General features: G+C 73.8%; 11 protein-coding genes. 6 read left to right on the plus strand and 5 right to left on the minus strand.

Translation table 11 applies throughout. The annotated features are described in order from the left end of the window. The first annotated feature begins 95 nt into the window (after positions 1–95). Complete coding sequence (locus tag ACZ5ID_RS32825) at positions 96–1,214, plus strand: DUF5937 family protein (RefSeq protein WP_468905300.1); 1,119 nt, start codon at positions 96–98, stop codon at positions 1,212–1,214. On the opposite strand, the gene ACZ5ID_RS32830 is transcribed toward ACZ5ID_RS32825, so the two are convergent. Next, positions 1,215–1,820, minus strand: a complete 606-nt coding sequence (locus tag ACZ5ID_RS32830; protein WP_468905302.1) for a TetR/AcrR family transcriptional regulator — start codon at positions 1,818–1,820, stop codon at positions 1,215–1,217. Positions 1,821–1,956: 136 nt separating this feature from the next. Here ACZ5ID_RS32830 and ACZ5ID_RS32835 point away from each other — a divergent pair, with 136 nt between their 5' ends. The 4 genes from ACZ5ID_RS32835 to ACZ5ID_RS32850 all read left to right on the plus strand — a co-directional run bounded on the left by ACZ5ID_RS32835 (position 1,957) and on the right by ACZ5ID_RS32850 (position 4,746). Continuing rightward, a complete protein-coding gene (locus ACZ5ID_RS32835; RefSeq protein WP_468905305.1) occupies positions 1,957–2,709 on the plus strand; it encodes an SDR family oxidoreductase in 753 nt (250 codons plus the stop codon). Positions 2,710–2,823: 114 nt separating this feature from the next. Next, complete coding sequence (locus ACZ5ID_RS32840) at positions 2,824–3,360, plus strand: DinB family protein (protein WP_468905308.1); 537 nt, start codon at positions 2,824–2,826, stop codon at positions 3,358–3,360. Between the two features lie 84 nt (positions 3,361–3,444). Then, complete coding sequence (locus ACZ5ID_RS32845) at positions 3,445–3,765, plus strand: hypothetical protein (RefSeq protein ID WP_468905311.1); 321 nt, start codon at positions 3,445–3,447, stop codon at positions 3,763–3,765. A gap of 246 nt (positions 3,766–4,011) precedes the next feature. Further along, positions 4,012–4,746: a hypothetical protein gene (locus tag ACZ5ID_RS32850; protein WP_468905313.1), complete on the plus strand. Its 735-nt coding sequence runs from the start codon at positions 4,012–4,014 to the stop codon at positions 4,744–4,746. Between the two features lie 353 nt (positions 4,747–5,099). On the opposite strand, the gene ACZ5ID_RS32855 is transcribed toward ACZ5ID_RS32850, so the two are convergent. The 4 genes from ACZ5ID_RS32855 to ACZ5ID_RS32870 form a co-directional block, all read right to left on the minus strand. Further along, positions 5,100–5,249, minus strand: a complete 150-nt coding sequence (locus tag ACZ5ID_RS32855) for a hypothetical protein (protein WP_468905316.1) — start codon at positions 5,247–5,249, stop codon at positions 5,100–5,102. 297 nt (positions 5,250–5,546) lie between these two features. Beyond that, positions 5,547–8,525 (minus strand): tetratricopeptide repeat protein, encoded by a 2,979-nt coding sequence (locus ACZ5ID_RS32860; RefSeq protein ID WP_468905319.1) that lies wholly within the window; start codon positions 8,523–8,525, stop codon positions 5,547–5,549. Continuing rightward, positions 8,526–10,436, minus strand: coding sequence for an HSP90 family protein (locus ACZ5ID_RS32865; protein WP_468905322.1), 1,911 nt, complete (start codon positions 10,434–10,436; stop codon positions 8,526–8,528). It lies immediately after the preceding gene. 276 nt (positions 10,437–10,712) lie between these two features. Next, complete coding sequence (locus ACZ5ID_RS32870) at positions 10,713–11,651, minus strand: hypothetical protein (RefSeq protein ID WP_468905325.1); 939 nt, start codon at positions 11,649–11,651, stop codon at positions 10,713–10,715. A gap of 336 nt (positions 11,652–11,987) precedes the next feature. On the opposite strand from ACZ5ID_RS32870, the gene ACZ5ID_RS32875 reads away from it, so the two are divergent. Next, the gene (locus ACZ5ID_RS32875; protein ID WP_468905328.1) at positions 11,988–12,509 is read left to right on the plus strand and encodes an N-acetyltransferase; all 522 of its coding nucleotides are present in this window, start codon (positions 11,988–11,990) and stop codon (positions 12,507–12,509) included. Positions 12,510–12,530: the final 21 nt, after the last annotated feature.

Here is a 12,530-nt window from a genome sequence, read left to right on the forward strand (position 1 = left end):
AGGGAGTTCCCGGCGGCGCCACCCTCGTGCGAACCCGGGGGCGGCGAGCGTCACATATCGGCTCCCACCTGCGCGAAGTCCGGCAGGATGGCCCCATGAGCGTGATCATCGACATAGCCGGACTGCCGCCCGAGCGCCTGGTCTTCGGCCCCGCGCCGCTGGCCGAGCTGTTCGCGGCGCTGCACGCGCTGGCCGAGCCGGGGCACCACCCCGGGCTGCACGGGTGGACGACCGCGACCAACGCCGCTCTCAAGCCGGACCTGGCGGACCGGCTGTGCGAGGCGGACTTCCTGTGGACGTCGTCCTTCTCCGACATCTCGCTGCCGTTCGCCGCGCTGCCCGGCACCCACGGGCGCCCCGGCGCCACCCTCGCCGAGGACCTGGACCAGCTCGACCGCCTGGACGACGACGTGTTCGTCGACGCGGCCCTGGAGATCTCCTGCACCAGCCAGTACGGCCGGGGCGGCCCCTCCCCGCTCAGCGACCCCCGGGCCCGCGCCCACGCGCTGGAACGCGCCGCGGCGCGCGGCCCGCACCAGGTCGAGTTCGCCACCCGCCTCCTGGAGGACCCGCCCGCCGTACGGGCCTGGATACGCCGGTTGTTCGAGGACTGCGCGGAGGCGTTCTTCGACGACGTGTGGCAGCGCGTACGGGGTGAGCTCGCCGCCGACGCCCGGCACAAGACACAGGTGCTGCTCCACAAGGGCCTGGCCCAGGCGCTGGCGGAGGTCTCGCCCGCGCTGACGCTGGAGGGCGAGGGGACACGGATCAGCGTGGACAAGCTGACCAGCGGCCGGACGAGCGCGCTGGACGCGGCCGTCGGCGCGGGCGTCACCTTCGTGCCCTCGTCCTTCGGGTGGCCCCATCTGTGGGTGCTGCACGCGCCCGGCTGGCGGCCGGTGATCCACTATCCGGCGGCGGCGCCGTCCCTGCCGGGCCCCGGCTCGCTGGACCTCCTCGAACTGCGCATGGAGGCCCTGGCCCACCCGATGCGTATCCGGATGTGCCGCTATCTGGCGCGCTCGGCGTACACCACGACGGAACTCGCCGCCGCGCACGACATCAGCGCGCCGGAGGTCTCCCGGCACATCGCGGCGCTGCGGAAGGCGGGCCTGATCACCACGCGCCGGCGCGGCCGGTACGTCCACCACCAGTTGGACCTGACGGTGGTGGCCCGGCTGGGGAGCGACTTCATCGAGGGAGTGCTGCGCTGATCACTCCCGTCCGGCGGGCGGGGCGGACGGCAGACGGGTCAGGCCGTCCAGGAGGAGGTCGAGGAGGCGCTCGGCCTGGTCGCGCTGCTCGGGGGCGGCCGAGGTGAGGGCGATTCCGGCGAGCGCGGCGAACAGGTCGGCGGGGCGGATGTCGGTCCGGAAGACCCCGGCGTCCCGGCCGGCCTCCAGGAGCGTGGTCAGGGCCTCCTGGATCAGGTCGCGGCTGCGGCCGTAGGGATCGCCGCCGGAGGCGACGACCGCGCGCAGCGCGTCGGCCATGCCGAGCTTGGCGGTGGCGTAGTCGACGAAGCGGCCCGTCCAGGTGCGCAGGGCCTCGCGCGGGGGCAGCTCCGCGAGCAGCCCGGGGACGGCGTCGCACAGCCGCGCCACCTCGTTGCGGTAGGCCGCCTCGATGAGGGCCTCGCGGGTGGGGAAGTTGCGGTAGAGGGTGCCGGTCCCCACGCCCGCCACCTTCGCGACCCGCTCGAAGTGGGCGTCGAGACCGTCCTCGCTGAACACGCGCACGGCGGCGGCGAGGATCTTGTCCCGGTTGCGCTGGGCGTCGGCGCGCAGGGGACGCGGGCTCTGCCCGGTCTCTCGGTCCATGGGGCGGTTCATACCTTTCTTGGCGTTTCTTCCGGATAACTTCGCGTTGCTAAGTGGAGGCGCCTCTACTTACGCTGGTGCTCTAACCGGCGGCGTCTCCGCTTATACGGTAGCCCGCCCTTTCGGAAGGATCACCATGCCCGCAGACGAGAGCGACGACGGCATCCGGGGCAAGGTCGTGGCCGTCACCGGCGCCGGGAGCGGGATCGGCGAGGCCACCGCGCTGCTGCTGGCCGGGCGCGGGGCGAAGGTCGTGCTCGGCGCGCGCCGCACGGAGCGGCTGGAGGCGCTGGCCGAACGGGTACGGGAGGCGGGCGGCGAGGCCGACTGGGTGCGTACGGACGTGCGGCGCCGCTCGGACCTGACCGCCCTGGTCGACCTGGCCCGCACCCGCCACGGACGGCTCGACGTCCTGGTCAGCAACGCGGGCGTGGGCCTGATCTCCCCCTTCGACGACCTGCGCGTCGAGGACTGGGAGGAGATGATCGACGTCAACGTCAAGGGCGTCCTGTACGGGATCGCCGCGGCGCTGCCCGTCTTCCGCGCCCAGGGCAGCGGCCACTTCGTGAACACCGTCTCCACGGCCGGGCTGCGCGTGGTGCCGTTGCAAGGGGTGTACGCGGCCACCAAGAACGCCGTACGCACCCTCTCCGAGGGCCTGCGCCAAGAGGCGGGCGCGGGCCTGCGGGTGACGATGGTCTCGCCGGGGGTGACGCGTACGGAGTTCGCGGAGCCGATGGCACCGGAGATGAAGGCCAGGATCGCCCCCGGGATGGAGGAGATCGGGCTCGCGCCGGAGGCGGTCGCGCGGGCGGTCGCGTTCGCGGTGGAGCAGCCCGCGGGGGTGGACGTGGGTGACATCGTCGTACGCCCCACGGCACAGAATTAGCACGCTCCCCGGGCCGATTAGGACAGGAACTGGCCTCGTTCGCCCGTAACTTGGATGCCGTAAGGCAGGGCGGGGAGGCAGCGGGCCTCTTCGCACGTACCGAGGGCGGACATCATGGTCACTCACGTTCCGGCAGAGGCTCCTGGCGACGAGCGCGGCGCGCTCCTGGCCTTCGTCGAGGCCCAGCGCGGCGCCCTGCGCCGCACCCTGCTCGGCCTGACCGAGGAGCAGGCCGCGAGCCGCCCCAGCGCCAGCGAACTGTCCCTGTCCGGCCTGCTCAAGCACGTGGCGGAGGTCGAGCTCAACTGGCTCCGCATGGCCCAGCAGCGCCCGAACGAGAAGCAGCGCGACGAGTCGACGTGGCAGGAGAGCTTCGTGCTGGTCGGCGAGGAGACGGTGCCGCAGATGCTGGCGTTCTGGGACGCGGTCGCCGCCCAGACGCGGGAGTTCATCCACGGCGTACCGTCCCTGGACGACACGTTCCCGCTCCCGCCGGCGCCGTGGTTCCCCAAGGACGGCCGCGTCTCGATGCGCTGGCTGCTGCTCCACCTGATCGAGGAGATCGGCCGCCACGCGGGCCACGCGGACATCATCCGGGAGTCCCTGGACGGCAGGACGGCCTTCGAACTGGTGGCGCTCGCCAACGCGTGATTCCCGGGGGCCCGGAGGGGGAACGGAGGGCCGCCCCGGGCCTACGATGCACGCGTATCCGTCGTGGGTACCGGGGGAGGCGCAGTGCGGGAGCTGGCAGCGGTGCTCGCGTCGGAGGGCACGCCGGTGGGGGAGCTGAGCACCGGCGGCAAGATCGTGGCGGTGGCCTTCCCGCTGGCGGTGGCGGTCCTGGGCGCGGCGCTCGTCACGGACTACCGCGGCTTCGCGACCTGGCACCGACACCGGTCCCGGCAGGACGCGCCGACAACCCTCCGGCCCACCCCCACCGGGACGGAGAACAGGGACCGGACCACCGCGACGATCCAGAAGATCGTGGGGTGGTGGTTCATGGTCGTGGGGACAGTGATGACGGTGGGGATGCTGGTGGGGGCTGTGCGGGGGTGACCGGGGCCCGGTGGACCAGGGTCGCCGGTTTCGCGCCCGATGGAGTGCGGCTTTTCGAGTATCCGAAACAGGTGACACTCAATTCCGCTTACCGGAAGGGGCGTTGCGTATTCGCCGTATGGTCCTGCGTCCCGGCCGACGTTATCCGGACAACACCGACGAAGGTGCTTCCGGGCGCGTGTTCGGCATGAAAGTCTTCCCCTGGCGCCGACAGCAGTAGGCGTGAATACGGGGAGGTAATTCACCATGCGAACCACCAGATCCTTATCGGCATTAGCCGTGGTATTGGCTGCCGCCTCTCTCGCCGCACCGGGCGCGGCCTGGGCGGATGATGTGCCTGCGGGCAGTACGCAGGATCCGGGCGGGCCGGTCCCCTCCCGCCCCGCCGACGACGAACCGCCCGTGGCGGAGGACCAGTTGCCCGAGGCGGGGGTGAGTGATGCCCATGTCCAGGAGGCGGAGGACTCGGGCTTCGACACCGGCGACGCCGTCGTCACCCACTGGGGCGTGGACGCGAATGGCGCTGAATGGAAGAGCGACGTGCTCGACGCCTCCGTCACCGGGAACAATGACCCGGCGAATTTCGCCCCCTCGCGCGCCTCTCTGCCCGCCACCGCCGGCCAGAACGCTGCTGCGGCCGGGTGGGTGTGTTCGACCTGGGCGCGACCGACGAAAAAGAGTTACCGATCGCTGGGATCGTCGAGCCACGAGATCTGCTCCGGCAACTTCCTCTACCACTACACGCGCGGACAATTCCTGCGCTCGTCATGGTCGGGGCCACGCGCGTTCACGCGCTGGACGAACTCGCGGTTCGTCTATTCTCCGCAGCAGGTCAACGACACCATTTGGACGATCGGATGTTCGGGCGGCGGCACTTACAACTACAGCCTCCAAGTGCGTACGCATCTGGTGGACGCGCGTGGTGACCACGCGGGACCCTACGAGGTCGGCAAGTACGTGCGTGCCGCCTGCGGAACATGACCGGAACGGGTGGGACAGCAGCATGTTCGCTTTGATGGACCGCCTGGTGAATCGCATCGCGTGTCGCGTGGACGGAAGGTCCTCCGGCGGCACGTTCCGCGACCCGGGGCCGCGTGCGTCCTGGGCTCGTCGGTGGGCGCGGCGCTACCGCGACGGGTTCGAGCGGAGAGACGAACACCGCACCCGGGAGCTGCCGACTCCGACGGCGCGCCCCATGGGGCCGGAGGACTGGCCCCCGGGGTAGAGGGCCCGCCACCGCCGCTCGCAGCCGTGAAGTCCGGCCCGGGGTCCGTTTTCCCGGGTCGGACGTCGCCGTATGCCCACGCCGGGGCCGGGCCCGAGGTGCGGGAGCGTTACGGCGACCGCACCTCCGCGGGTGCGAAGTTGGCCGGGTCGTTGTTCTCCGGCACCGAGGCGTCGAGCGGGTCGCTGTGCCACTGCTTGCCGGATGCGTCCGCGCCCCAGTGCACGACGACGGAGCCGTCCTCGCCGACAGTGGGCACGCGAGGGGCTCCCCCCGTCGGCGCTGCCCCTGCGGTCAGAGCGGCGGCTGTGATGGTCAGGGCCAACATGGACAGGGGTCTCGCGATACGCACGGGGGTTCCCTCCCGACGGGGCGCCCGGCCGGCTGGTACGGGCGACAGGTGAATCCTGCGCTGCGGAGGGCGCGCCGGCACCCCGGACCCACGACTTTGTCCTGATCCGCCGCGCCCGGTCTTGCGAGCGGATGCGGGCAGGAGGAGGCCGACCACCTTACGAGGCGAACCGGCCGCCCTGCCGCGCAGACGGAAGACCAGCACCTACCCCGGTCCGCCCGCACCCGCGGGCCGTGCCCCGAACTCCCCCCGCAGGTCCCGCAGGATGCGTGCCGCCTCCGGCAGGCCCGCCCGGTCGCAGCGGCTCGCCGCCTCCGTCAGGCGGGCCGTCGCCGCCTCGTGGCGGTGCAGGCCGTTGCCCTCGATCAGGGCCGCGATACGGACCGCCTCCGCCCGGGAGGCCTCGCCGTGCTCGCCGCCCTGCTCGTAGGCGGCGACCGCCCGCTCCATCTCGGCCAGCGCCTGCGTGAACCGCTCCGCCTCCGCGAGGACGCGGGCACGGCGGTAGTGGACGGAGCCCGCCGCGTACCAGGCCGCGAAGTCCTCCCGGTCCGGGGCGACCGCGGCGCGCACCTCGTCGGCGTCGGTCAGGAACAGCTGGGCCGTCTCCAGACCCTCCGCGCCCTCCGACACCATGGTGAGGCGGGCGAACTCGCACATCATGGTGACCACCGGCCCGGGATTGGGTGCCTCGGCGTGCGCGGCGGTGGCGCGCTCGTACGCCGTGCCCGCCGCGTCCCAGAGCCCCGCCAGCGCCAGGGCCGTGGCCGCCTCGGCCGCCACCAGGGTGTGCAGCGGCCGGTCCTCGCCCTCCCACCCTGCCACGATGTCCGCCAGCCGCAGGAACTCCTCGGCGGCCTCCCGGTACTCCTCCAGCGCCCGCAGGCCCCGGGCCAGGGTCAGCCGGGCCTGGGCCAGCGGGCGTACGTCCCGCGAGCCCGCCGGGTCCTCGGCGAGGACGGACTCCAGGACGGCCACGGCGTCGGCCTGCTGCCCCGAGCCCGCCAGGACGTCCGCGAGCTGGAGCCGTATCTCGGCCGCCTCGTCGTGCTTGCCGTCGCGGTCGTGGCGTGCGGCGGCCTCCGAGAGGTGGCGTACGGCGCCGCCCTCGTCGCCCAGGTGCGTGGCGGCATGGCCGAGCATCGCGTACGCGGGGGCCATCGGGAAGGTGGTGTCGTCGTGGCGGACCGCCTCCGAGACCGCCCGGTGCAGCAGCTCCACCGCCTCCTCGAACCGCTCCCCGATCAGCAGCAGTTGGGCGAGCCGGACGCGGACGCGCGGGGCGTACCAGGGGCGGTCGGCGGCCTCGACGTCCTTGAGCGCGTCCCGCAGCTCCGCCTCGGCCTCCGCGGCCCGCCCGGCGCGGGCGGCGAGGTCGGCCCGGAGCAGCCGGGCCTGCGCCCGCTGATGGGGCAGCCCGTACCGCTCCGCCCCGGCGCGCAGCGACGCGTCGGCCGCCTCGAACCGCTCCCGCGCGGACGCCGCGACGGCGGGGAGAGTGGCCGAGGCCTCGTGGAAGGCGGCGAAGGTACGGGAGTGCAGGATGCCGAGGTACTCGCGGGCGGCGGGCGTCGCCGTACCCGGCGCGGGCTCCTCCTCGGCGGCCAGCAGGCGCTCCGCCTCGCGCAGCACCGCGTCCAGGCCCTCCCACCGCGCCGCGCTGCCGGCGAGGCCGTCCGCCCCGGCGCCCTCGTCGTTGCCCGGGACGGCGGTCCACGCCAGGCCCCGGGCCCGCGCCGCCAGCGCCTGCCACGGCATCCCGGCACGCTCGAACAGCCCGGCGGCCTCCTCCAGTACGGCGCGGCTGCCCGCCAGGTCCTCGGCCACGGCCAGCGCGTACGCCCGCTGCTCGGCGAGCTCGGCGCGCAGCCGGTCCTCGGGGCCGAGCCGGTCGTCGTGGACGTACGCCCCGTCCGCGGCCCGTTCGGCTATCGCGGTCCACAGCGCGGCGTCGCCGGGGTGGCCCACGGCCTCCATACGGCGGGCCTCCTCCACCAGGGACACGAAGTCCTCGGGGAGCGCGCGTGCGGCGGGGGCGGCGGGGGCGGCGGGGGCGCTCGGCGCCGCCGGCCGGGCCACCGCCGTGCGCAGCCCCAGCGGCAGCGGCTCCGCCAGCAGCGGGCGCCGGTCCAGACGGGCCCGGCGCGCGTCGCCGACGTGCGCGGTGGCGTTGCGCGCGTCGAACGCCGCGGCGAGGCGGTCCGCGTCGGCCCGTACCGTGGCCAGGAGTTCACCGGCCGTCCAGGCGCGGCCGGGCGGCCCGGCGACGGCGGTGGCGGCGTGCCCGTCCTCGACGAGACGGGCGAGGAGGACCTCGACGCCGGTGAGGAAGCCGAGGTGGTCCAGCGGCGCGCCGGTCGCCTCGAACAGCGGCCGGTTCTCGGCGAGGATCTCCAGACCGCGTCCCTCGTTGCGCGAGTGCGCGCAGAACTCCAGGTGCAGCCCCACCTCGTGCTGCATCCCGGCCTTGCCGCGCACCCGCCGGTACCCGGCGAGGTGGTGCGAGCGGGCCCGGTCCGTCTCGCCCAGGCGCAGCAGCGGGAGCAGCGCCCTGGCCTGGCTCATCTGCGGCTCCTCGCTGCACGCGGCGGCCCCGTCCAGGACGGGCCGCCACAGGTCCAGCGCCGCGCGGTCGTCGCCCGCCGCCACCTGGTGCGCGGCGAAGTGGCGGGTCTCGCAGGCCTCGCAGTCGCTCAGGTCCGTACGCGGCCGGGTCGCCCACAGGTCGTACGCGTCCGCCACCCCGGCGCCCGTGTGGGCCGCCAGGTGGTAGCCCATCGCGGCCACCGGCTGCATGCCGTGGCCCGCGCTCTCGTAACGGGCCCGCATATGGGCGATCCAGTCCTCGACGGCGCTCAGCGGCACCTCCGGGACCTGGAGCAGGGACGTCGTCACCCACTTGAAGCGCCAGAACAGCTGGTGCGCCTCCCAGTCGCTGAACGCGTCCGGGGAGCTCTCCCACAGCTTCAGCAGCCGGGCGAAGGCGACGGGGGACTTGCGGTGCTCGCCGGTGAACTCGTACGCCGCCATCAGCTCGTGCAGCGCCGTCACCAGGACGTCCGGCTTGTCGAACGCCTCGGCGGCGTCGACGAGTTCCTCGGCGGTGACGGTACGGTGCAGGCCGTGCGGGCGGTCGTGGTTGTCCCGCAGCCCTTCGAACACGGCCTCCGGAGTGTCCAGCATCTACAGTTCCTTCCCGGGTGCGGAGTCCGTCGCGGCGTCGGGCGCGGCGGTGCCGTTGTGGTGCATGGCGTGGGTGAGCAGACCGATGAAGGCCCGGTTCAGCAGGGCGCTCTCACCGGCCTTGAGGGGACGGCGGCTGAGCAGCAGGGCCTGCCCGTACAGCGCCTCGGTGGTGGTGACGGCGAGCCCCCGCTCGGTGACCGTGAGGGCCTGGCGCACCAGCGGGTTGAGATGGTTGAGGACGAGCTGCGCGCGCGGGGTCTCACTGCGCAGGGAGCCCAGGATGTCGGCCCACAGCCCGTCGCTCTCGGCGCTCAGCGTGGAGCGGGTGCGCTCGTGGCGGGCCTCGCGGTTGTCCAGGAGCAGCGCCGGGGCGGTGACGGGCTGGAAGTCGCGCAGCACCACGTCGCAGTCGTGCGCGCCGATCGTCTCTCGGGCGATGGCGAGGAACGCCGCCGCGCGGAGCTCGGCCGCGGGCTCCACCGCGTCGAGATGGGCGGTCACGGTGGCCGGGTCGAGATCGGTGACGGCGGTGCCCGGCCGCAGCTCGGGCAGCCGGTGCACGAGGTCGCGGTCGTAGGTGTAGCCGCCATTGACCACGCCCAGACCCGCGGCGGCGGCGATCGGGGCGACCTGGCGGAACTCCTCGACGCTGCGGCTGACCAGGATGGTGGCGTGCCCCCGGGCGAACTCCTCCAGCGTGACGTTGCCGTCCGTCGTCTCGAACGGCAGCCATGGCAGCACGATCCGCAGCAGCTCGTCGTCGTAGCGGGCGAGCGCCTTGACCGCGAGGTGGTGGGTGTCGATGAAACGGTGCAGCAGCACCGGATCGCTCGCGGCCAGGCCCGTGAGCCAGTCGCGGATACGGGTGGCCAGGGCGTCGCGTACCGCCGCGAGGGTGCCGTCCTCGTACAGCGCCTCGCGGGAGGCGGTCGGGCGCAGGCTGGTGGTGTCGACGACGCAGCGCACGAAGAACGCCCAGTCGGGCAGCAGCTCCGGGGCCTGGTCGGTGAGGAGCATGCCCTTGAGGTGCACCCGGTGCCCGGCGCGCTGCGCGGGGCTGACGGCGGCGGGCAGCACATAGGCGACGCCGCGCAGCCCCGCGGCGGGCAGGTCGAGCTCGATGGTGTCGAGCGGGGTGAAGTCGAACAGGCCGCGGCAGTACGCGGTCATCGCCTCTCGCCGGGCGAGCGGCGAGGCGTGCGACTGCTCCCACGGGGGTGTGTCGTTGACGCGGGTGGTCTCGCCGCGCGGCCCGACGACGGTGACGTCGTGCCGGAGCAGCGCCCCGTAGTGCCGGGCCAGCGCCACGACCTGGTCCGGGCGGGTCCACTCGGCGTTGTCCGCGCGGGGGATCAGCGTGACCGTGGTGCCCGGCTCGGGCGCGGCGGAGGCGGGCAGGGTGCGCAGGGTGTAGCGGCCGTCGCTGTGGCCGCGCCACTCGACGGCGGGCGCCGCCGGGTCGTCCGCGCGCCGGCTCAGCACGGTGATCTCGTCGGCGACAACGAAGCAGGCGAGCAGCCCGATGCCGAACTGGCCGATGAACTCGCCCCGGGCCGCGTCCAGCCCGGCCCCGTCGAAGCGGCCGTCGGCGGTGCGCTTGGAGCTGCGGCCGATGGTGGCGAGGAAGCGGTGCACATCCGCCTCGGACAGACCGATACCGGTGTCCGTGACGCTGAGGGTGTCACCGGTGCGCACGGTGATGGCGGCGGCGCAGCCCGGCTCGGCGGCCTGGCGCGCGGTGATGGCGTCCACGGCGTTCTGCAGCAGTTCGCGCAGATAGACGCGGGGGCTGGAGTAGAGGTGGTGGGAGAGCAGGTCCACGAGGCCGCGCAGGTCGACCTGGAAGGTGTGGGCGGTCTCGGCAGAGGACGACGACGAGGACGAGGAGGACGAGGAGTGCTGGGACACCGGAGGGAGTCTTTCGGTGGGTGCGCCTGTGCCGTGGTGGTACGGCGGGGGCGCGAGGCGGGCAGAGGGTGAGTGTGAGGGCGAGGGTGAGAGTGCGGGTGCGGGATGCCGTGGCCGGGGGCCGTGGCCGACCGCGCGGGCCCGATCAGGCTGGGCCGACCGCGCGGGCTCGCGCCCGCGGCCGGGGACCGGCAGCCGGAGGCCACCGGGTCACGGGTCACCCGACCATGGGCCACAAGGCCGTGGCCCTTCGTCCGTGGCCCGTCGGCCGTGGGCTCAGGCCCCGGCCGCCGCGCGGTACTTGCGGTACGGCACGGTCGGATCGCCGTGGTTCAGGTAGTGCCAGGGCGACTCGGTGACGTACCCCCCGGTCGCCTCGAAGCACGCCCGCGCCGACGCCGTGTCCCCGACCAGCGAGAACGCCATCGCGAAGGAGTTGTTGACCTGCACCGACCCCAGCCGGGGAACGAAATCCGGGTGCAGCACGGAGCGTTCGGCGGCGTCCCGCAGGGAGGTGCGCACATCGGGGCGGCGCAGGTAGGCCGTGTCCTCCCCGTCCTCCAGGTCGAGCCAGTGCTCCAGGTGGGCGAGGGCGACGAGCTCACCGAGCAGGCTCCCCTCGGGCGCGGCGAGCGCGGCCCGCCGCGCGAAGGCGTGCATCTCCTCGTGGGAGCCGCCCCACTTGTGGCACACCTGCTGCAACCGCTGGCGGTGGACCCCGAGGTGGTACGGGTCGCGGCGCACCGCGGCCTCGAACCGCCGCCGCGCGGCCGGCTCGCCGACCTGAAGACCGCGCCCGGTGACGAGGAGGCCGTACCAGGGAGAGGTCCAGCCCGGCTCCCGCTCGGCCACCTCGTACAGCATCTTCTCGGCGGTACGCAGCCGGTCGTGGAAGACCTCGAACTGTTCGCGCGAGACGTGCTGCGCCCGCGCGGAGGTGCGCGCCTCCCACGCCCAGCTGATCTGCCGCGCCCCGGCGACCAGCAGCGGCAGCGCCGAGTGCGGCTCGGCCTCGGCCGCCTTGCCGATCCACTTCTCCACCCCGGCGGTGTCGGCGACCGCCCACAGCAGATCGATCCGGTTCTCCCCCTCGGGCCGCGACTCCAGCAACGCCCGCACACCGGGCCAGTCCCCGGCCCCGGCCGCCTCCTTGACCAGCGGCACATCGGGGTCCCCCGACCCCAGCCGCACCTGCGCCCCGGGTCTCCCGACCATCCGCTTCCAAGAGAGCCCCACCCCACGGAGCAACGCCATACCCCACCCCCAGTCACCTACGCCCGGCACACCGTCAGCGGGCCGGGACACCGCCCCCGTTGAGGTAAGTGAGTATCACGGCGGTCTGACAACCGCACATTCGTTTGGGGAAGGGGGCGGGTCGGCGCAGGCCGGAGGCCCGCCGACGGGACGCGGCGAAACAGCCGATCGGGTCGGTTTCTTGGTTTAGGCTTGCTGTCCCGGTTCCCGGGGCGGGCGGTTTCGACGCGTCGGCTTCCGGGCTTCCGGGCTGCCGTGCGGTCGGCACCGAGCACCGAGGGAGAGGACGGCAGATCCGTGACGGTCGAGTACAGCCTGACCGACGCCGAACACCTTCCGTACGTCAAGCACGGTCTGCTCCAGGTGCACCGCGAGAGCGGCGGCGACGCCGGGTTCGAGGAGCGGCTGGCCGAGGCCGCCGCCGCGCCGGGCTGGACGGCGGCCATCGGCTACGAGAACGGCGAGGCCGTCGGCTACTGCCACGGCTTCTCGCTGGCCGCGGACACCGACTGGTGGTCCGGCCTGATCGTGCCGCTGCCGGAGTACGTCACGTGGGAGACCGGGCGGCGGACGGCGGTCCTGGACGAGATCGCGGTACGCGAGCCCTGGCGCGGCACCGGCGTGGCCGCGCAACTCCACGAGGTGTGGCTGTCGCTGCGCCCGGAGGAGCGCGTGACGCTCCTCGTGGACTCAGCGGCGGGCGGCGGGGCGCTCCAGTCCGCGTGCGAGGCGTGGGGGTACCGAAGAGTCGCCGACCGCAGGGAGTCGCGTGAGGCCACGGTGTACACGACGATGATCCGCCCGGTACGGCGCCCCTGACGCCCACCGGACGGCTCACCC

The organism is Streptomyces sp. NPDC031670, from assembly GCF_055580545.1.

Excerpts from the sequence above, each read along its gene's own strand:
- ACZ5ID_RS32825 (WP_468905300.1), top strand. The coding sequence starts at position 96 with ATGAGCGTGATCATCGACATAGCCGGACTGCCGCCCGAGCGCCTGGTC.
- ACZ5ID_RS32830 (WP_468905302.1), bottom strand. The coding sequence starts at position 1,820 with ATGGACCGAGAGACCGGGCAGAGCCCGCGTCCCCTGCGCGCCGACGCC.
- ACZ5ID_RS32835 (WP_468905305.1), top strand. The coding sequence starts at position 1,957 with ATGCCCGCAGACGAGAGCGACGACGGCATCCGGGGCAAGGTCGTGGCC.
- ACZ5ID_RS32840 (WP_468905308.1), top strand. The coding sequence starts at position 2,824 with ATGGTCACTCACGTTCCGGCAGAGGCTCCTGGCGACGAGCGCGGCGCG.
- ACZ5ID_RS32850 (WP_468905313.1), top strand. The coding sequence starts at position 4,012 with ATGCGAACCACCAGATCCTTATCGGCATTAGCCGTGGTATTGGCTGCC.
- ACZ5ID_RS32860 (WP_468905319.1), bottom strand. The coding sequence starts at position 8,525 with ATGCTGGACACTCCGGAGGCCGTGTTCGAAGGGCTGCGGGACAACCAC.
- ACZ5ID_RS32870 (WP_468905325.1), bottom strand. The coding sequence starts at position 11,651 with ATGGTCGGGAGACCCGGGGCGCAGGTGCGGCTGGGGTCGGGGGACCCC.